The 19,420-nt window shown below is 38.6% G+C and carries 18 protein-coding genes; 14 read left to right on the top strand and 4 right to left on the bottom strand.

What is annotated here, in order from left to right; genetic code table 11:
- Positions 1–22: 22 nt before the first annotated feature.
- On the bottom strand, positions 23–955 hold the full coding sequence (gene cysK, locus U9R83_RS24145; RefSeq protein ID WP_014457984.1) for a cysteine synthase A: 933 nt from the start codon (positions 953–955) through the stop codon (positions 23–25).
- A gap of 189 nt (positions 956–1,144) precedes the next feature.
- Here cysK and thpR point away from each other — a divergent pair, with 189 nt between their 5' ends.
- The 4 genes from thpR (at position 1,145) to U9R83_RS24125 (ending at position 5,983) form a co-directional block, all read left to right on the top strand.
- The gene (gene thpR, locus U9R83_RS24140; RefSeq protein ID WP_328575444.1) at positions 1,145–1,699 is read left to right on the top strand and encodes an RNA 2',3'-cyclic phosphodiesterase; all 555 of its coding nucleotides are present in this window, start codon (positions 1,145–1,147) and stop codon (positions 1,697–1,699) included.
- A gap of 137 nt (positions 1,700–1,836) precedes the next feature.
- Positions 1,837–2,763: a hypothetical protein gene (locus U9R83_RS24135; RefSeq protein ID WP_115654997.1), complete on the top strand. Its 927-nt coding sequence runs from the start codon at positions 1,837–1,839 to the stop codon at positions 2,761–2,763.
- 92 nt (positions 2,764–2,855) lie between these two features.
- Positions 2,856–4,997, top strand: a complete 2,142-nt coding sequence (pulA, locus tag U9R83_RS24130; protein WP_014457987.1) for a type I pullulanase — start codon at positions 2,856–2,858, stop codon at positions 4,995–4,997.
- Positions 4,998–5,188: 191 nt separating this feature from the next.
- Positions 5,189–5,983, top strand: coding sequence for a phosphotransferase family protein (locus U9R83_RS24125; RefSeq protein ID WP_042991849.1), 795 nt, complete (start codon positions 5,189–5,191; stop codon positions 5,981–5,983).
- A gap of 6 nt (positions 5,984–5,989) precedes the next feature.
- Here the strand turns inward: U9R83_RS24125 and U9R83_RS24120 are convergent, their stop codons facing one another.
- Complete coding sequence (locus U9R83_RS24120; protein WP_013059510.1) at positions 5,990–6,268, bottom strand: YtzH-like family protein; 279 nt, start codon at positions 6,266–6,268, stop codon at positions 5,990–5,992.
- A 127-nt stretch (positions 6,269–6,395) separates the two neighbouring features.
- Between U9R83_RS24120 and trmB the strand changes: the two genes are divergently transcribed.
- Complete coding sequence (gene trmB / locus U9R83_RS24115) at positions 6,396–7,046, top strand: tRNA (guanosine(46)-N7)-methyltransferase TrmB (protein ID WP_014457989.1); 651 nt, start codon at positions 6,396–6,398, stop codon at positions 7,044–7,046.
- A 75-nt stretch (positions 7,047–7,121) separates the two neighbouring features.
- A complete protein-coding gene (locus U9R83_RS24110; protein WP_328575443.1) occupies positions 7,122–7,979 on the top strand; it encodes a YtnP family quorum-quenching lactonase in 858 nt (285 codons plus the stop codon).
- Here the strand turns inward: U9R83_RS24110 and U9R83_RS24105 are convergent.
- Entirely contained in the window at positions 7,948–8,259 is a 312-nt protein-coding gene (locus U9R83_RS24105; RefSeq protein WP_014457991.1) for a PepSY domain-containing protein, read from the bottom strand. The two genes, U9R83_RS24110 and U9R83_RS24105, sit on opposite strands and share 32 nt — an antisense overlap.
- A 152-nt stretch (positions 8,260–8,411) precedes the next feature.
- Here U9R83_RS24105 and U9R83_RS24100 point away from each other — a divergent pair, with 152 nt between their 5' ends.
- The 8 genes from U9R83_RS24100 (at position 8,412) to murC (ending at position 18,046) form a co-directional block, all read left to right on the top strand.
- A complete protein-coding gene (locus U9R83_RS24100) occupies positions 8,412–9,485 on the top strand; it encodes a M42 family metallopeptidase (RefSeq protein ID WP_014457992.1) in 1,074 nt (357 codons plus the stop codon).
- A gap of 58 nt (positions 9,486–9,543) precedes the next feature.
- Positions 9,544–10,068, top strand: coding sequence for a DUF84 family protein (locus U9R83_RS24095; protein WP_014457993.1), 525 nt, complete (start codon positions 9,544–9,546; stop codon positions 10,066–10,068).
- A gap of 153 nt (positions 10,069–10,221) precedes the next feature.
- Positions 10,222–10,539 carry a thioredoxin family protein gene (locus U9R83_RS24090; protein ID WP_013059504.1) on the top strand — a complete coding sequence of 106 codons (318 nt, stop codon included), beginning with the start codon at positions 10,222–10,224 and terminating at the stop codon, positions 10,537–10,539.
- Positions 10,540–10,611: 72 nt separating this feature from the next.
- Positions 10,612–11,424 (top strand): DUF1444 domain-containing protein, encoded by an 813-nt coding sequence (locus U9R83_RS24085; protein ID WP_014457994.1) that lies wholly within the window; start codon positions 10,612–10,614, stop codon positions 11,422–11,424.
- Between the two features lie 2 nt (positions 11,425–11,426).
- Positions 11,427–12,032, top strand: a complete 606-nt coding sequence (ytpR, locus tag U9R83_RS24080) for a YtpR family tRNA-binding protein (RefSeq protein WP_013085234.1) — start codon at positions 11,427–11,429, stop codon at positions 12,030–12,032.
- A 429-nt stretch (positions 12,033–12,461) separates the two neighbouring features.
- Positions 12,462–15,566, top strand: coding sequence for a DNA translocase FtsK (locus U9R83_RS24075; protein ID WP_182420498.1), 3,105 nt, complete (start codon positions 12,462–12,464; stop codon positions 15,564–15,566).
- A gap of 339 nt (positions 15,567–15,905) precedes the next feature.
- Positions 15,906–16,559 carry a nicotinate phosphoribosyltransferase gene (locus tag U9R83_RS24070; protein WP_182420497.1) on the top strand — a complete coding sequence of 218 codons (654 nt, stop codon included), beginning with the start codon at positions 15,906–15,908 and terminating at the stop codon, positions 16,557–16,559.
- Between the two features lie 185 nt (positions 16,560–16,744).
- Positions 16,745–18,046, top strand: coding sequence for a UDP-N-acetylmuramate--L-alanine ligase (gene murC / locus U9R83_RS24065; RefSeq protein ID WP_013059499.1), 1,302 nt, complete (start codon positions 16,745–16,747; stop codon positions 18,044–18,046).
- Positions 18,047–18,087: 41 nt separating this feature from the next.
- On the opposite strand, the gene U9R83_RS24060 is transcribed toward murC, so the two are convergent.
- Positions 18,088–19,203 carry an aminopeptidase gene (locus U9R83_RS24060; RefSeq protein ID WP_014457997.1) on the bottom strand — a complete coding sequence of 372 codons (1,116 nt, stop codon included), beginning with the start codon at positions 19,201–19,203 and terminating at the stop codon, positions 18,088–18,090.
- Positions 19,204–19,420: the final 217 nt, after the last annotated feature.

The raw sequence follows: 19,420 nt of genomic DNA, 5'->3' as shown, positions 1-19,420 counted from the left end.
CGCCTTTGCGTTCGCTTTTTTATTATTCAAATGAGAATAGGTCGCTTGATAAATAACGTTCACCTGTATCGCAAGCAATACATACGACCACTTGATCAGGAGATAATTTTTTGGCTACCTCGATAGCAGCATAGCACGCAGCGCCAGATGAAGGACCGACTAAAATTCCTTCTTCAGAAGCCAGGCGTCGCGTAATATCGTAGGCTTGTTCATCTTTAATTTTTAAAATTTCGTCGTAAACATCTACGTTAAGCGTATCAGGAATAAATCCAGGGCTTGTTCCTACAAGCTTGTGCTTTCCAGGTCTTCCTCCAGATAGTACAGGAGACCCAGCTGGTTCCACAACATGAACGGTCATATTTGGGTAGTTTTCTCTTAGGACTTCACCGGTTCCTGTAATCGTTCCGCCTGTTCCAGCAGTAGCGACAAAAGCAGATAGGTCTTTGCCTAACTCGTTCATTGCCTCGATAATTTCCTTAGCAGTCGTTTTTCGATGAGCGTCAGGGTTTGCATTATTTTCAAACTGCATGGGCATAAATGCATTTGGAATTTCTTTTGTAAGCTCTTCTGCCTTGCGGATTGCTCCAGGCATTTTCTCATCACCCGGTGTTAGAATAACTTCAGCACCATACGCTTTTAACAAGTTAATTCGTTCTTGAGTCATGGTATCTGGCATTACTAAAATAGAACGATAACCTCTTGCCGCTGCATTCATAGCTAAGCCAATACCTGTATTTCCGCTCGTTGGTTCAATAATAGTAGAATTTTCATTGAGCAAGCCTGCTTTTTCAGCTTCCACGATCATATTAAAAGCAGCACGGTCTTTTACACTACGGCTCGGATTAAAAAATTCTAGTTTTAAGTAAACGGATGCTCCATCTGCAGGTTGAAGACGATTCAACTTAACAAGAGGTGTCTCGCCAATCAAATCAGCCATATTGTTAACAACTTTCATTTTTCTCATCCTTTTCTTATAAAAATTCTCTGTATTGTTTCTATGATAACACAAATTCTTATTTTTTAAGCACACGACAAATTTTCAGAAAAACCTCTCTATTTTATCCAGAAAACCTTTAAAATAAATCTAGCTCTTTTTGAACATGACAAATTGGGGAAAGATAATGAAAAGAAAAGGAGGGACTTGATGAAAGGCGATAAACACTATTTTATTGGAATCAACGTGCCTGTATCCATTGCACATCAGGCAGAAAATTGGGCGAAGGAATTAATACCTTTTCCTTTCAAACAATGGACATACCCTGACGATTATCATATAACGCTACAATTTTTAGGGTTTTTAGGTGACAAAAAGGAAAAGCTGATTACCCGCTTAAAAGAAGTAGCTTCCCGTCATTCAAGTTTTTCACTGCAGACAGGTCAGTACGATGTGTTCGGTGCGTATAACAAGCCTAGAGTGCTTTATGTAAGCCTTAGGCCAAATGATAAGCTTATGAATCTGCAAAGGGATATACAGGCCTTATGGGGAGATCTAAGCGGCTTATACGAAAAACGTCCTTATCGTCCTCATATTACGATTGCAAAGAAGTGGGGAGGGGAAGCCGGACTTTTGGAAGAACAGTTAAAGCAAACGTCGATTGAAGAAGAGTTTCAAGTAAGTTCGTTTGCCCTTTTTGAAGTTCATCCTGCTAGCAAGCCTAAATATAAAAAAATACTATCTTTTTCCTTGCAGTCACAGTAGCATATGAACGTACAAGCATGGAGAGAGGTTATTTAAAAATCACTCTTATCAAAGGAAAGAAAACGCCGATGATAATAGAGAAATCATCGGTGAACAAAGTTTTAGAGGAATTTTAAAATTAGGGGATTGATGTAAACGTGGCGCAGCTACTTAAGGTGCAAGATTATATTTCCCGTTATGAAAAAGACGTTTATCACTACACGTCTCAGTTTAATCACTTAAAAAAGCATAATTGGAAGAAAGCAAAGCAATTATTTGAAGAAGGGCTATTACATGAGCCGCCTGTACAAGAAGAAACAAAAGCTCAACGTTCATTTTTGCAAAAAGCAAAAGAGCGGTTTACAAGAAAAAAAGAAACGTGTGAAGTGGAAGAAGCGTTCTCTAGCGATAGCGTGGAAAATCAAGAGCTATTGAGGTTTACAACTCTTCCACAAACAGCGGAAGACTTGAAAATATTGTTTTTAGAAAATGTATTTGATTTTCAAATGAAATGGGCCACATCCACTTTATTTGAGTTTTCACAAGCAGATCGTAAATATTACCATGATGAAGCTCTCCGTTATTTTATTCAGCGCTTTCCTGATACGTATCTCGTGATGTACAAGCCTGTTTTCCTGATTAATAAAGCTCCGGTAGAAGGAGATATCATTATTGTTACTCCAACGGAAACCCTCTGTATTTGTTTAATAGAAACATATAAAAGCGCTGTTTTTCAGTATTCAAAAGAGAATTTTTGGAAAGAGTTAAGAGGAAGAGATCAAAAAAAGATATTAAATCCTTTAATTGGGTTAAATCGAACGGAGCAAATTGTCCGGAGCATCTATCGTACTCACGATATTGAACGTAACGTAAAGAAAATATTACTGAGTAGAAATGGATACATTGATTACGCTGCGGAGCCTTATCAGGTTGAATTTGTAGATGCTAGAAAGTATGAAGAGTGGTTTTATGAACTTCGGAAGTCTAAAGCGCCTTTAAAGTTTAATCAGATGAAAGCAGCTCAAGTCTTGCTTGAACACAGCCAGAGTATTTATTTTGACCGGGAATTCGAAGCAGGTGAATAATACGAACACTGATGCTATGAAAGTGCTTTCGTTTTTGCGTTTGCTACATATAATGCTACTAAAGAGATAATTGGCATAAGGAGGAGAAAAGGATGACTGATGATAATAGGTTTCAGGCTTATTTAGATCAAATAGATCGTATTACTCTTTTAGTTCCAACTTCTTATCATGAAGGTCAAATTGATTCTTTTGTGATTACAAGTACACAAATGCATGAGACCATCTCTATTGAAAACGTACATGAATTAGAAGGTTTTATTAAATATGAAGGCAAGGTTGAAGGTATCGTAGAAATTGGACATTCGTACGTTATCTGTGATAACTACGGGGAGAAAGTTCCGCTGCAGGTAGGGGCTGTTATACGAACTAAAGAGTTTGATGAAAAATTTTATTATAATCAAAAAGATTTGGGTGCGGTCTTTTATTCAGATCATATTACGGTGAAAATCTGGGCTCCTACTGCATCAGCAGTAGTTTTAAAATTAATACACGCGAACAGCAGGGAAGAAGAGCTGTACGTCATGGATCGTCAAAGAAAAGGCGTATGGCAAAAGGAACTTCCCTTAGATAAAGAAGGGTATTATTATCGATTTTTAATTGATGTAAACGGCCGGACAAATGAAGCGGTGGATCCTTATGCCGTTGCAGCTACAGCAAATAGTGAATACGGAGTTCTGATAAACCTTCATAAAGCCTATGTTCATCTCCATGAAAAGCCGCCTTTCCTTCAGCCAACGGATGCCATTATTTACGAAATGCACGTTCGAGACTTTTCTATTCATCCTTCAAGCGGAATAGAAAAACAAGGTACGTACCTAGCTGTTATTGAATCAAGCGGGCAGCCAGGCAAAACAACAGGTCTTCATTATTTAAAAGAGCTAGGAGTGACCCACCTTGAATTTCTTCCTATTAACGACTTTGGCGGAGTGGATGAATTAAATCCTCATGCTTCTTACAATTGGGGGTACAATCCATTGTTGTTTAATGTGCCGGAAGGAAGCTACTCTGCTGACCCTTCGAACCCTACCACTCGTATCGCTGAAGTAAAGCAATTAATATCAACACTTCATCAACAGGGATTCCGTGTTATTATAGATGTAGTTTATAATCACGTATTTGTACGAGAGGAATCACCTTTTGAAAAAATTGTTCCGGGCTATTATTTTCGACACGATGAGTTTGGGATGCCTTCGAACGGGACGGGAGTAGGAAATGATTTTGCGTCTGAACAGAAAATGGCGCAAAAGTTTATTATCGATTCGGTATTGTTTTGGATAAAAGAGTACGGAGTTGATGGGTTTCGCTTTGACCTCATGGGGATTTTAGATATAGAAACGATGAACATCATTCGGGAAAAAATAAATGAAATTGATTCTACTATTTTGGTGTTTGGCGAAGGTTGGGATTTAAATACTCCTCTTCCTTACAATCAAAAAGCAATTATGGCGAATGCCCGCCAAACGCCTCAAATCGGCTATTTTAATGACCGTTTTCGAGATTCTGTAAAAGGAAGCACGTTTGATGTGTATGAAAAAGGTTTTATCAGCGGAAATATTCATCAAAAAGAGGCAGTGCAATCTGTGATAGCGGGGAGCATTCTGGATAAAGAAGACAGTCGGGCTTTATTTATAAATCCAGCACAATCAGTTAATTACGTTGAATCACATGATAATCATACGCTGTGGGATAAGTTAGCGAATTCAAATGGAGAAGAAGACGAAGACACTCGTAGAAGTCGTCACCGCCTTGCTACTGCTATTGTACTTCTTTCGCAAGGCATACCGTTTCTTCATAGTGGTCAAGAGTTTTACCGCACTAAACAAGGCGTAGAAAACAGCTATAATTCACCCGATGATATTAACGCACTTGATTGGAATCGACGGATCAAATTTTCTCCTGATGTGAATTGGGTTCAAGAGCTGATTCGTATTCGCAAACAGCACGGTGCATTTCGCTTGGGGAATGCTTCAGCGATTAGGCAGCATGTCTCTTTTCTAAACACGCCGCAATCGGTTATTGGCTATTGCTTATCAAACGTATTAGCTTACGGTCCATGGAAGAATATTATCGTGTTTTTTAATCAAGGCCTAATGGAAGAAAAAGTAGTTTTGCCAGAAGGACCATGGAAAATAGCGCTTGATCATTGTAAAGTATATAAAAATGGGTATCCTACTATAGAGGATAATGCTATAAACGTTTCAAAGCTTAGCGTTCTTATTTTATTTCAAACGTAATTATTGTCTTCAACCACTTGACGAAAAAAGTATGATGGAGATAATATTTATAAAGGATGGCTATTGATACATATCCTCAATAGCCGTCTTTTTTATTTACTAAGAAAATAACGTCATGATGTCTTAATAGATTGCTTTATTGAGTGAAATTTTTAAACGAAATGTGTGTGTTGAAATTGAAGGTGAATTGGTTGGAAGATATATTAGGAAGCGAATGGGAAATCACTCCTGCTGGCGGAGCGACAGGAGAAGCTTATTTTGCAAAATTTCAAGACCGAAAGCTTTTTTTAAAGCGTAATTCATCACCTTTTTTAGCAGTATTGTCAGCTGAAGGAATTGTACCGAAGCTCGTGTGGACAAGACGAATGGAAAATGGAGATGTGATCACAGCTCAGCACTGGCTAGATGGTCGAGAATTAAAACCAAAAGATATGAATTCGAGTCGAGTGACAGAATTGCTTAGTAAAATTCATCATTCAAACGAGTTATTAGATATGTTGAAAAGGTTGGGGAAAACACCGCTTCTTCCCGAAGACGTGCTAGCCGATATTGTAGAGAATGTGGACGAGCGACTTCAAAAAGAGAGTATTGTAGAGCAGGGAATCAGTTATTTACAAGCAGAGCTTCCGTCCGTTCAGACAGATAAATATGTTGTGTGTCACTGTGATGTGAACCACAATAACTGGATGCTTGGAGAGAATACGCAGCTATATTTAATCGACTGGGACGGAGCGATGATTGCAGATCCTGCTATTGATTTAGGTTTATTGCTTTATTGGTACATCAATCCATCTCAGTGGGAAGAATGGCTTGAGCACTATGGGGTTGAACTAACCGAGAACTTGAAAAAGAGAATGAAGTGGTATGTGATAAGTCAAACCATTTTATTCATTGAATGGCATCGTTCGAAAAATGAACATTCTGAAATGAATTACTGGCTTGAATATCTTCGGATGTTGCTCTTCAACGACATTCAAGCACAGTAGCAAAGATTATGACAAGGTAGATAGTTCTTGGACCCATTGTGATAAATTTTGTTGATTGGTTTGAATATGTTCGTCTAAATGAGCAGCACTTTTTGCATCTTGCGTGTATTTATACACGTTTTGTAGTGTTGCTTGTACGTCCGTGCTAGCATATCCTTTAGCTAACATTGATTGAATTAAACGTTCAACCTGTTCACATTCCGCAACCGTTCCGCAGCAATCACTTTGATGATTAGATAAAATATCTTTTAATATATTCATTTGGTGTTCGGCATTTAAAGGCATTAAGCATCATCCTTTCTCGTATGATGCTCTTATTTTTTTCTATCTAAACACAATTATGCATGTGAATGTCGGTTGTTTCGAATAACCGACATTTTCAATGCGTCAAAATACTTTAAAGAGGTGCAACATGAGATTACGAAACAAACCTTGGGCAAAAGATAAAATAGCTGAAAATCCCCAATACGTGGTTCCAAACCCAGCAGAGTATAAAGGGAACTGGAAAGAGGTTTTTGGAAACGAAAATCCTCTTCATATTGAAGTAGGAACAGGAAAAGGCCAATTTTTAGTAGGGATGGCTAAACAAAATCCGCATATCAACTATATTGGAATTGAAATGTATGAAAGTGTCATCTTAAGTGCTCTAGAACGATTGATTGAAGAAGAGCTTCCAAATTTAAAGCTGTTGAATGTAGATGCTAACCATCTTAGCGAGTTTTTTGCAAAAAATGACGTGGATCGCGTTTATCTCAATTTTTCTGATCCATGGCCGAAAAAGAGACATGCCAAGCGCCGTTTAACATACAAAACGTTCTTGAGCATGTATGAAAACCTGCTGGTTGATGGTGGAGAAATTCACTTTAAAACGGATAATCAAGGGCTATTTGAATATTCATTGACAAGCTTTTCAGAATATGGGCTTCTTCTTAAATACGTGAGCTTAGATTTGCATAAAAGCGATTTTGAAGGCAATGTTATGACGGAATATGAAGAGAAATTTTCACAAAAAGGCAGCCGCATTTACCGCTGTGAAGTAAAATACCTGAACGAAAAAGACTGAGTTCCTCAGTCTTTTTTTGTTCAAAAAGAGAAGGAGATAGTGATAAAATAAAAAGGAATATAATGGAGGTGTAAAATGGAAACGTTAACAATAGGCGAATTAAAAGTGACATGGCTTCGTGGAGGGGATAACCATTTAGACGGAGGAGCAATGTTTGGTGTTGTTCCAAAAGAGCTTTGGACAAAAAAGTATCCTACCTCAGAGGGAAATCGAATTCCAATGAGGACTGATCCTTTGCTGGTTCAAACTGAAAAACACCTCATGTTAATTGATGCAGGCATAGGGAATGGTATGTTGGATGAGAAAAAAAAGCGTCATTTTGGTGTAACAGAAGAATCATTTATTCCTGAAGATTTACAAAAGTTAGGGTTCACATGCGAAGATATTACTCACGTCATCATGACGCATCTTCACTTTGATCATGTGTCAGGCTTAACAAAATGTAGCAACGGACATTTTTCCTCTGCTTTTCCAAATGCAAGAATTTTTGTTAGTGAAATCGAGTGGAATGAAATGAGAAATCCTAATATACGTTCAAAAAATACGTATTGGAAACAAAATTGGGAATTTATTCAGCATCAAGTAATAACATTTAGCGACAAAGATGAAATTGTGCCTGGAGTAACGGTTCATCATACCGGCGGTCACAGCGATGGTCATGCTGTAGTTGTATTAAAAGGAAACAATGACATCTTAGTGCACATGGGCGATCTTTTGCCGACACATGCACATCAAAATGTCTTATGGGTAATGGCATATGATGATTATCCAATGACTTCGATTGAACAAAAGCAGCAGTGGCTAGCTTATGCCTATGAGCATCAAGCTTGGCTAAGTTTTTATCATGATGCTTTTTATCGAGCTGTAAAATGGGATAATAAAGGAGAAATAGTTGACGAAATTAAACGGATGCATTCAGCGTCAATTCAATAATAGCACCGCTTTTTTTATCAATGAAAAACTCGTAATGTTCCTGTTTCGCATCACGTGTTCTGATAATTCCACCTGTATAACCATAAAAAGAGAGACCATGTTTTTGAATGACTTTAGTCGTTGTTTCAATCCATGAGCCGTCGATTGCCCCATTTTGTTTAAAAGCGCTTTTAACAATCGTAAGGGCTTCCGATGAGGAAATTGACGACTTTCTTTTTTGAATAATATAAGCGCTTGCAAATCCGACTGCAGCTCCTGCTATTAGTTGAGTCCATTTCACGTTATTCACCTGCTTTTTAAGGATATGTTTTCATCATTATATCAAATTGTCGAATGCTTTGTTAAGTTGAGTCATAGAAGAGAAGGACGGAACTAGCAACTATTTCCGGTTTTCGATACAATAAAGAAAATGATACATAAAGGAGAGTATATATGAACAATGAAACGCTATCTTTATTTAAAACATTAACGGAGTTACCAGGTGCCGCTGGAAACGAACATCAAGTACGTTCATTTATGCGCTCGCAAATTGAACCCCTTGTAGATGAAGTCATTCAGGATGGGTTAGGAAGTTTATTCGGCGTTCGCTATAATGAAGAAAAAGGTCCTAAAGTAATGGTGGCAGGACATATGGACGAAGTAGGATTTATGGTTACGTCTGTAACAGATAAAGGAATGCTTCGTTTTCAAACTCTAGGAGGATGGTGGAGTCAAGTACTGCTAGCTCAACGCGTCCATGTTGTTACAAAAAAAGGTCCTATCACCGGCGTAATTGCTTCCATCCCTCCCCATTTATTAGACGAATCACAGCGCAACAAGCCAATGGCCATTAAAAATATGATGATTGATGTGGGCGCAGATAGCAAGCTGGAAGTAGCAGAAATGGGCATTCGTCCTGGCGATCAAATTGTACCGATTTGTCCGTTTACCCCAATGGCAAATGAAAAAAAAATACTGGCGAAAGCATGGGATAATCGCTATGGGTGCGGACTTGCGATTGAATTATTAAAAGAAGTAAAAAATGAAAAATTGCCAAATATTTTATATTCCGGAGCTACTGTTCAAGAAGAAGTAGGGCTTCGCGGTGCTCAATCAGCTGCAAATATGATTAAACCGGATGTGTTTTATGCACTAGATGCTAGTCCTGCTAACGATACATCAGGCGATAAAAATGCATTTGGACAATTAGGAAAAGGCGTATTACTTCGTATCTTTGACCGTACGATGGTCACACATAGGGGAATGAGAGAATTTATTTTAGATACAGCTGAGACAAACAGCATCCCTTATCAATACTTCGTTTCTCCAGGAGGTACGGATGCAGGGCGCGTTCATACTTCTAATAATGGAGTTCCTTCTGCGGTAATCGGCGTATGTTCACGTTATATTCATACTCATGCGTCTATGATTCATGTAGATGACTATGCAGCCGCAAAAGAATTACTAGTCAAACTTGTACGTTCTACAGACCAAACAACGCTCGATACGATTAAGCAAAACGGATAAAAAATAACAAAGCAGCTGCTTTTGCGGTTGCTTTGTTTAGTAATGACAGGAGAAAAAAATGAAAATTGCAATCGGAACGAAAAATCCAACAAAAGTAAATGCAGTAAAAAAAGTATTTGGAGATACTTTTACATATGTAGAGGTAGCCGTGGAGTCCGGGGTGTCGCCACAGCCTTTTTCTGATGAAGAAACCATCCAAGGAGCGATTAACCGCGCGCGTGCTGCTATCAAAAAGACAGGTGCTGATATTGGCATTGGGCTTGAAGGAGGGGTGCAGGAAACACCTCATGGCTTGTTCCTTTGCAACTGGGGAAGTCTTGTTACCTCTAAGGACCTTGAACCGATTTTAGGTGGAGGGGCTCGTATTCTGCTTCCTGAAGCGGTAGCTGGTATGCTTCGTTATGATAAAAAAGAATTAGCCGAAGCTATGGAAGTGTATACAAACCAAAAGAATATTCGAAAAAAAGAAGGAGCAATCGGTATTTTCACCAATGGAAATTTAGATCGGACCGCTATGTTTTATCAGGTTGTTTTAATGCTAAAAGGACAGCTTGATTTTAGGAAAAATCAAGCTGTTCAATAGGAAATTTCTTTGTAACCCTTTATAATAGAAAAGCATCAGTGTATGATAGTTGCAACAACTCATATACTATGTTTTGATGTAGAAGGATTAAATAATGTATAGGGCTTTAGCCGTTTAAATACGAAAGTAAAAGAAAAAGTGGAGGAAAGAAAAATGGAAAAAATGCAAACAATTGAACAATATAAAGAAATCATTAAAGAAGGAAAACATATCATGATGTTTTCAGCAGACTGGTGCCCAGATTGCCGAGTAATCGAGCCTGTGCTTCCAGAAATTGAGGCGAATCATAGCGAGTATACATTTCACTATGTCGACCGCGACGACTTTATCGATCTTTGTGCAGAATTAAGCATCTTTGGAATTCCAAGCTTTGTTGGTTACAGCAACGGAGAAGAAACAGGGCGTTTTGTCAGCAAAGACCGTAAAACAAAAGAAGAAATTGAAGAGTTTATTAACGGCTTAAATGCATAAATCAAGTGAAGACTGATAGCGATCTACAGCTATCAGTCTTCATACATAAAAATGAGAAAAGGAGGCGTAAATATGGCGAAAATGAATAGTCAAAAGATGAGAAAACTACTAGAAGAGCGATTAACGGGTGCGGATTGGTCATTTTTATTTGATCGTGAAAAAGATACGCTGCGCGTTGAACATCAGGAAACGAAAAAAGGTGTAACTATTTCTTTACCTGGGCTAATTGCAAAATGGGAAGAAAAAAAGGAAGCGGCTCTAGATGAAATGGTATATTATATAAAAGAAGCTCTTCGTGTTATGAACGATGAACAGCAGGTAACGGGAAAAGAAAAGCGCATTTATCCAGTTATTCGCTCAACGTCTTTTCCGGATAAATCGAATGAAGACGTGCCGTTGATTTATGATGAACATACAGCTGAAACGCGCATTTATTATGCGCTTGATTTAGGCAATACATATCGTCTATTAGATGAGAAACTAATTCGTAAGGAAAATTTAGATCTATCCGCAGTGCGGGAAATGGCTAAATTTAATCTTCGCTCTTTGCCGATTTCACATAAAAAAGATACGGTAGCAGGCAATGACTTTTATTTTGTAAATCAAAACGATGGATACGATGCAAGCCGAATTCTTAACGAGGCATTTTTGCAAGATTTTGCTTCTAGTGTTTCGGGCACAATGGCTGTAGCAGTACCGCATCAAGATGTGCTGATTCTAGCTGATATCCAAAACGAAACGGGTTATGATATTCTTGCGCAAATGACCATGAGCTTTTTTGCAAGTGGACGTGTACCCATCACAGCTCTTTCATTTTTATACGAAAACGGTGAGCTAGAACCTATTTTTATTCTAGGAAAAAATCGCAGTAAAGGACGGGATTAATTATGAATCTTTTTTATAATAAAGAAGGTATCGGTGATACGTTAATCGTCAAGCTAGAAGATATCGCAATTGAAAATCGCACGTTTGAAACAAAAGGCGACGTTGTGCGTATCTTTGATCAAAAATCAAATACAACAGCTGGCTATAACATCTTTCATGCTTCTTCTAAGTTAAAAGTAGAGGGAAATGGTTCTCTTGAATTAACAGAAGAAATGGTGGAAGAAGTAAATCGTGTACTTAGCGAAAGCGGTTTTGAAGGTAAACTTGAAGTGGATTTATCTCCTAAATTTGTAGTGGGATATGTTCAAGAAAAAGAAAAGCATCCAAATGCAGATAAGCTGAACATCTGTAAAGTAGACGTTGGCACAGAAACACTTCAAATTGTATGCGGAGCACCAAATGTAGACGCAGGTCAAAAAGTCGTGGTAGCAAAAGTAGGAGCGGTTATGCCAAGCGGTATGATCATTAAAGATGCAGAGCTGCGCGGTGTACCTTCTTCAGGTATGATTTGCTCTGCTAAAGAGCTGGCGCTTCCGAACGCTCCTCAAGAAAAAGGGATTTTAGTACTTGAAGACAAATATGAAGTAGGTCAACCTTTTCAAGCATAAAAGCAGAGTGCCATACTAATTTATAGGGCAAAAGCATGATGTTTTTTTACACGTATATTTCAAAGCGTTACAGTTGCTGAAAAGCAATTGTCAATTCTTAAAAAGGTTTGATAAAATTAAAAGCCACTAGTATATACTAGTGGCTTTTTTCGCGTTTAATTATGAGTGCTAACTAGACGCGAAAAAATATTTTTGCAAAGAGGAATTTTACTGTATAAATAAGGGAAGCAAAATAGTAGATTTTATAGTAAGAGTTCAAGCATACGTGATAGAATGATAAATGAAAAGATAGTATATATATCCATCTCAGAGAATACTTTGAGGCCAAAGGTAAATAAAGGATGCATGGATAGCTTTTTGTAGATGTCGCAGCACTGCGATATAAGAGGCTAAACGAAGTAAGATAGTCTGATAGAAAGAGTGATAAAAATGGGTTTTGTACGAAAAGTAATGGATTATTTACTAGGATACGAAGTGAAAGAAATCGTTGTAGACGAACATGGAAATACAACGGAAGAATACCCTTTAAATAGAGAAAAAACAATTCCTAAAAAGAAGGCTCCTAAGCCTAAACAAATGCAGTCAGTTCATCAAAAGCCAGTGATGAAAGCAGCGCCAAAACCTTCTGTTCCACACTCGGCCAGAACGCAAAAGCGGAATTACAGTGAAGAGCAGCAAGATGTTCATACAAAAGTAGCTTATCAATACCCAAAAGGAACGTTTCGTTTCCCTTTAATTGATGATACGAGAGAAGTAAAAAAGGCAGCAGCTCCTAAAAATGAACCAAGGCCTGTAGCAAAAAAGGCACCGGCTCCGTTTTATCAAGAGCCTGTTCGCAAGTCGGCGCTAACGCAGCCTAAGTCAGTATCTCAGCCGTTAAAAACGGTATCTGAAAAGAAAGAAGCGGTTCCGCAAGTAAGAAAACGTCCGTTTCGTCCGACTGAAATTCCTTCACCTGTCTATGGGTTTAATAAGCGGCCTTCTAATGTTGTACAAAACGGAAGTGAAGAAGTAGTAGAATATGAGCTTCCGAGTACACAGTTATCAAAAGCAGCGTTTGAAGATGAAATTTACCGACGAGCGATGAATACAGCTGTTGTAGAGCCGTTAAGAAAACCAGTTTCTAAGCCTATAGCCGAAGAAGCACCGATTCAAGAAACAGAAGAAATGATGCAACTGTCTTCTCAGCGTTTTGCTCAGTGGAAGCAATATGAGGAAAATCAAAAAGAGAAGCTATCATTTTCTGAAGAAAAGACAAGTTTTTCAGTAGCTGTAAAAGAACAGGAAGAGGTTCCAGCTTTTGAAGAATCACACGCGGTCGAACCGTTAGTGGGACAAGGAAAAAATATTGACTGGGACTTAGCGGAAGAATCGAAAGCAGCTAATGAAGCTCCAATTTCAGAGGAAATTCGCTCGTTTGAATCATCAGTTTCTCTCCAACCAGAGCTGAGCAGTGAAGCTGAAGAGATGGAAGTAGAAACGTTGAGAGGCGAAGGCGAAGCGCTTTTACAAGCAACAGAAGAAGTAGAAGCATTAAAGCCTAGAAAGAAAGAAGAAGCTCCAGCTGCTGAGAAAGAAAGTGACGTCATTCTAGAAGAGCCGACACACAGGGTTCATATGGAAGCAGAACATGAGGTGAATTCTGAAAGTTTAAATTCATCACAACCCGCAGCTGATGAATGGCAACCAGAAGCAGCCTCGGCTGTTGTTCACCAAGAGCTTGAAAATTCAGTCATAAAAGAGGAAGAGAGCAGTAAGCAGGAAAGTCAAGAGTTACAAGAACAAGTACAGCAAGAGTCAGCTGTAGAACCTCTTGTACCTGCAGAACAGCCAGGAAATGCTGAACGAGCTCGCGGTAAGCGATTAGTGCCTTTTAACGTGATGATGCTGAAAAAAGACCGCACGAAGATGGAGAACGGCTCTCGTGAAAAAAGTCAGCCGTCACAGACTTCCCACCAAAAGCAGGAGCCACAATCTCTGCAAAAAAAAACGGAAGTAAGTAGGCAAGAAGAAGTTCACGGTGAAAAAACCAAAGAAGCGGTTCCACAGGCTTCGTTAAAAGCTGAAGAACCTGTAAATGTAAAGGCTTCTTCTCCTTATACATTTCCTGGAATGAACTTGCTTAACATTCCTCCAGCTGCTATTGAAGAAGATAATCAATGGGCGGATGAGCAACGTGAGCTTTTGGATATGACATTAAAAAACTTTAACGTTCGAGCTAAGGTCGTAAACGTCACGCAAGGTCCTACCGTGACCAGATTTGAAGTACATCCTGAACCCGGTGTGAAAGTGAACAAAATTACGAATTTAACAGATGATATCAAACTGAGCCTAGCCGCGCGGGATATCCGAATTGAAGCGCCAATTCCAGGGAAAAATACGATTGGAATTGAAGTGCCAAATCGTCAAAGTAAGCCGGTGTTAATTCGTGAAATTTTGAGGCATCCTTCTTTTAGAAAAGATAACTCTCCTTTAACGGTAGCGTTAGGGTTAGATATTTCAGGAACGCCGGTTGTGACTGACTTGAATAAAATGCCTCACGGTTTGATTGCCGGAGCGACCGGGTCTGGTAAAAGCGTGTGTATTAATACTATTATCGTCAGCTTGCTTTATAAAGCTGCGCCACACGAAGTCAAGCTTATGTTAATTGACCCTAAAATGGTTGAGCTAGCTCCTTACAACGGTATTCCGCATTTAGTCAGCCCGGTTATCACGGATGCTAAAGCAGCTACTACAGCTTTAAAATGGGCAGTAGAGGAAATGGAGCGCCGTTATGAATTGTTTGCACATGCGGGCGTACGTGACATTACAAAATACAACGAACGTGTAAAAGAACATAATGAAAAAAGCGGGGAGCTGCCATATCTAGTTATTATTATTGATGAGCTTGCCGACTTAATGATGGTATCTCCTGGGGAAGTAGAGGAAGCTATTTGCCGTATTGCACAAAAGGCAAGAGCGTGTGGCATTCACTTATTGCTTGCAACGCAGCGTCCTTCCGTAGATGTGATTACAGGCTTAATTAAAGCGAATGTGCCAACGCGTATTGCATTTTCGGTTTCTTCGCAAGTTGATTCACGTACAATTATCGACACAGGGGGAGCAGAGAAGCTACTAGGTAAAGGTGATATGCTGCTTCTTGAAAACGGCTCTTCTAAAAGCGTTCGAATTCAAGGGAACTTTGTTTCAGATGAAGAAATTGACCGCGTTGTAGATCATGTCAAAAAACAAATGAAGCCAACATACTTATTTGATCAAGAAGATTTGTTGAAAAAGCAGCAAAGCTTTGCTTCAAATGAAGAAGATGAGCTTTTCTATGAAGCATGCGAGTTTGTGCTAGATCAAGGAGGTGCATCTACTTCCAGTCTGCAAAGACGCTTCCGAATGGGCTACAATCGCGCAGCGCGCCTAATTGATATGATGGAGCAGCAAGGAATTATTTCAGAAGCAAGAGGAAGCAAGCCGAGAGATGTGCTTATTACCGAAAACGAGCTTCAGGAAATGGAAAGTCAAACAGCCACTTCTACATTTTAAGCTGTTTTTCTACATGTGGGTTAAAAAAGAGGCTATGCAAAATCAGCAGGATACAGCATTGTGTGAGCTAACGCTCTGTCACTGTATCCATCGCCTCTTTTTTTCCTGCTTTAAGTTCGTTTATACAGAATTTGAGTAGAGATTTTGGAAGAAATCCATGAAGAAAAAAAGGAAAAGGTTTGTCAGAACTAGTAAAATGATTTACTATATGTAAGGATAATGTGTGTGTTGCTTTTTTAGCATGTGATAGTTTGCTATCATTTCTCACCAGCAGGAACATATGAGCTGAAGGCGTATAAAGAGGACAAACTAAAATAATTAGAGTACGAGTGAAGAGTAATGACAGAAGAAAATCATGAACTGATTAACTTTAATGAAATTCGTGAACAAAAGCAGCTTCAGTCTGATAATGCTATTTGCGACTTTTACAATCACTATTTCTTTTTTGTGAACCGCTATACGAATATACGAGAAAAAGTGCGGGCTTCACATTTATTTAAAGAGTTAGTAAACTTGCCTCATGAGGCGCCTCTGTCTGATTCCCATGAACAATTATTTTTTCAGTGGTTTGCATTTGAATATGTAACCATTCAGGGGAAAACCTTGCTGCAGCTTTTTTTAGCTGATCAGGCGAAGCAGAAAACAGAGTCGTTTTTGATTCAAGGAGCCTTTTTTTTGACGAGTGTACTAGAGCCAATTATTGTGTCTAAAGTACCTAATTCGTTTTTCTTAAAAGGATATACCCCATTGACAAATGAGCAGGTTATCATCAAAGATGTAAGAGGAAGATTTGCAAATTTAGAGGAACAACAAGTAATTTGGATTCGAAAAATAAAATCAATCGGATATGACGTGTTAATTGACTCTTTCTTTTTAGGACATAAACAACGCATTGAACAGTTAGTAACGCAATATAATGACAAAAAAAATGCAATGACATGGCGCTCGTTTTTAAAACAGCAGGCTATATACTATGTGATGAAGCCAAAATAAAAGGCCGTTTCGCAAGGGAAGAGAGTAGAAATGGAGTCATGGAGTTATGTTATAAGAAGTGATATAATGTACGAATGTTATCGTGAAATCAGCAATCAAACGACATTTATATACGTTTGTAAGAGCAATTCTAGATAACCGTCATATACTGTCTTACAGATAGACGAATGTTGGAGGTTCTTTATATGACAGTTTACCATTTTGTAGGTATTAAAGGAACAGGAATGAGTGCGCTTGCGCAAATCCTAAACGATATGGGCTTTCAAGTTCAAGGATCGGATATTGAAAAAGAAATTTTTACGCAAAAAGCACTAGAGCAGCAGGGAATTCCTGTTTTACCATTTGATAAAAATAATATTAAAGACGGCATGACTGTAATTGCAGGAAATGCTTTTCCTGATACGCATGAAGAAATTGCAGAAGCAGCTTCAAAAGAAGGAGTCAAGCTTGTACGCTATCACCGTTTCTTAGGTGACTTTATGAAACAGTATACGAGTGTAGCCGTAACAGGAGCACACGGAAAAACATCCACAACGGGTATGTTAGCGCATGTGATTCAAGGAGCTGAACCTACTTCATATTTAATTGGAGACGGTACGGGTAAAGGTGTAAAAGACAGCAAGTATTTTGCGTTTGAGGCATGTGAGTATCGCCGCCACTTCTTATCTTATACGCCAGACTATGCAATTATGACGAATATTGATTTTGATCACCCTGATTATTTTGCCAATATCGATGATGTATTCAGCGCGTTTCAAGAGATGGCACTTCAAGTCAAAAAAGGAATTATTGCCTGTGGTGACGATGAACATCTGCAGCAAATTCAAGCGAAGGTACCTGTTCTTTATTACGGATTAGGCGAAGAAAATGATTTCCAAGCACGTAATATCGTAAAAAGCACAACAGGGACAACATTTGATGTGTTCGTTCGTAATACATTCCACGCATCATTTGAAATTCCAGGGTATGGCGACCATAACATCTTAAATGCACTTTCTGTTATTGCACTTTGTCATTATGAAGAAATTGACGTTGCTGTGCTGCAAGAGCGTTTTAAAACATATCAAGGTGTAAAGCGTCGTTTCAGTGAAAAGAACGTTGGCAAACAAGTGCTAATCGATGATTATGCACACCATCCAACGGAAATTAATGCAACGATTTCAGCTGCTCGTCAAAAGTATCCAAACCGTGAAGTTGTGGCTGTTTTCCAACCGCATACTTTTACGCGTACACAAACGTTCTTAGAGGACTTTGCAGCAAGCCTACAGCACGCTGATAAAGTATATCTATGTGACATTTTTGGATCAGCTCGTGAGCATCAAGGTAAATTATCAATTGAAGATCTACGAAGCAAAATCAGCGGAGCTGAATTAATTAATGAAGAAACAATTGAATCGTTAAAAGACCATAATGAAGCTGTATTAGTATTTATGGGTGCTGGAGACATTCAAAAGTTTGAAAAACTATATCAGCAAACCGTATCATAAAAAAAAGGCACTCTCCTGAGTGCCTTTTTTTATTTCAAAACTCATTTTAAATTTTCAGGATTTAGCGCTTTTAATTCCTCAATGACAAATAGCCCGTCTTTACGAATCAACACGTCATCGAAATAAATCTCACCGCCGCCGTATTCCGGACGCTGAATCATCACCATATCCCAGTGAATATTTGACTTGTTTCCATTATATGCATCTTCGTAGCACTCGCCAGGAGTGAAGTGGAAGCTTCCGTCAATTTTTTCATCAAATAAAATGTCTTGCATTGGATGTTGAATATACGGATTTACGCCAATCGCAAATTCGCCAACAAAACGAGCGCCTTCATCCGTATCAAAAATGCCGTTGATGCGTTCTGTATCATTAGCGGTTGCTTCAACAATCTTACCGTTTTTAAATGTTAAGGATACATTCTCAAACGTAAAGCCTTGATAGTTAGAAGGAGTGTTATAAGAAATTGTTCCGTTTACAGAATCACGTACAGGAGCCGTGTATACTTCACCGTCCGGAATATTCATTTCTCCGGCACACTTCACTGCAGGAATATCTTTAATAGAGAACGTTAAGTCCGTATTCTCACCTGTTAAACGCACTTTGTCCGTACGGTTCATCAGCTCAACTAAAGCATCCATCGCTTTGCTCATTTTGCCATAGTCTAAGTTGCATACATCGAAATAAAAATCTTCAAATGCTTCTGTACTCATTTTAGCAAGTTGCGCCATTGAATCGTTTGGATAGCGAAGAACAACCCATTTTGTTTTTGGAACGCGAATTTCTCTATGTACTTTTTTACCGATCGTATTCCCTTGGATTTTCATTTTATCTGCTGGAACATCTGATTGTTCAAAAATGTTTGAACCAGAACGCAAGCCAATATAAGCATCCATTTCTTTCATCACATTTGCTTCGAAGTCTGCCATCATATTGAACTGCTCTTCTTGTGCACCGTTTAAAAGAGCTCGGTCTACCGAATGATCTTTTAGCAGTACAAACGGATAGCCACCGGCCTTGTACGCTTCATCTACAAGTGCTGTCACAAGTTCGCGCTGAAGTCCAAAGTTTTCGATTAATACTTTTTCTCCTTTTTGAAGGCGAACAGAATAATTAATTAAGTTTTTAGCTAATGTTGCAATTCTAGGGTCTTTCATAAATAGTGCCTCCTTAAAATAACAATGATTGGTGATTCACTTTCTATTGTACCCCACTGAGCTTATTTTGTTTGTTTTTATGCTTTAAAATCCTTTTTTTCTTTAGGAAGGGAAATAACTCATATATCGCGAAATAATGTAGCAATCTTCCCTTTTTATGAATAAAAGCAGAGAGAATATGGTAAAGTTAAAGAGTCTATAGGGAATAGAAGGTTTA

This window comes from Priestia sp. LL-8, assembly GCF_036227845.1.
Lineage (GTDB): Bacteria > Bacillota > Bacilli > Bacillales > Bacillaceae_H > Priestia > Priestia zanthoxyli.
The sequence above is the reverse complement of the archived record's forward strand: the minus strand, read 5'-3'. Positions and strand labels throughout refer to the sequence as shown.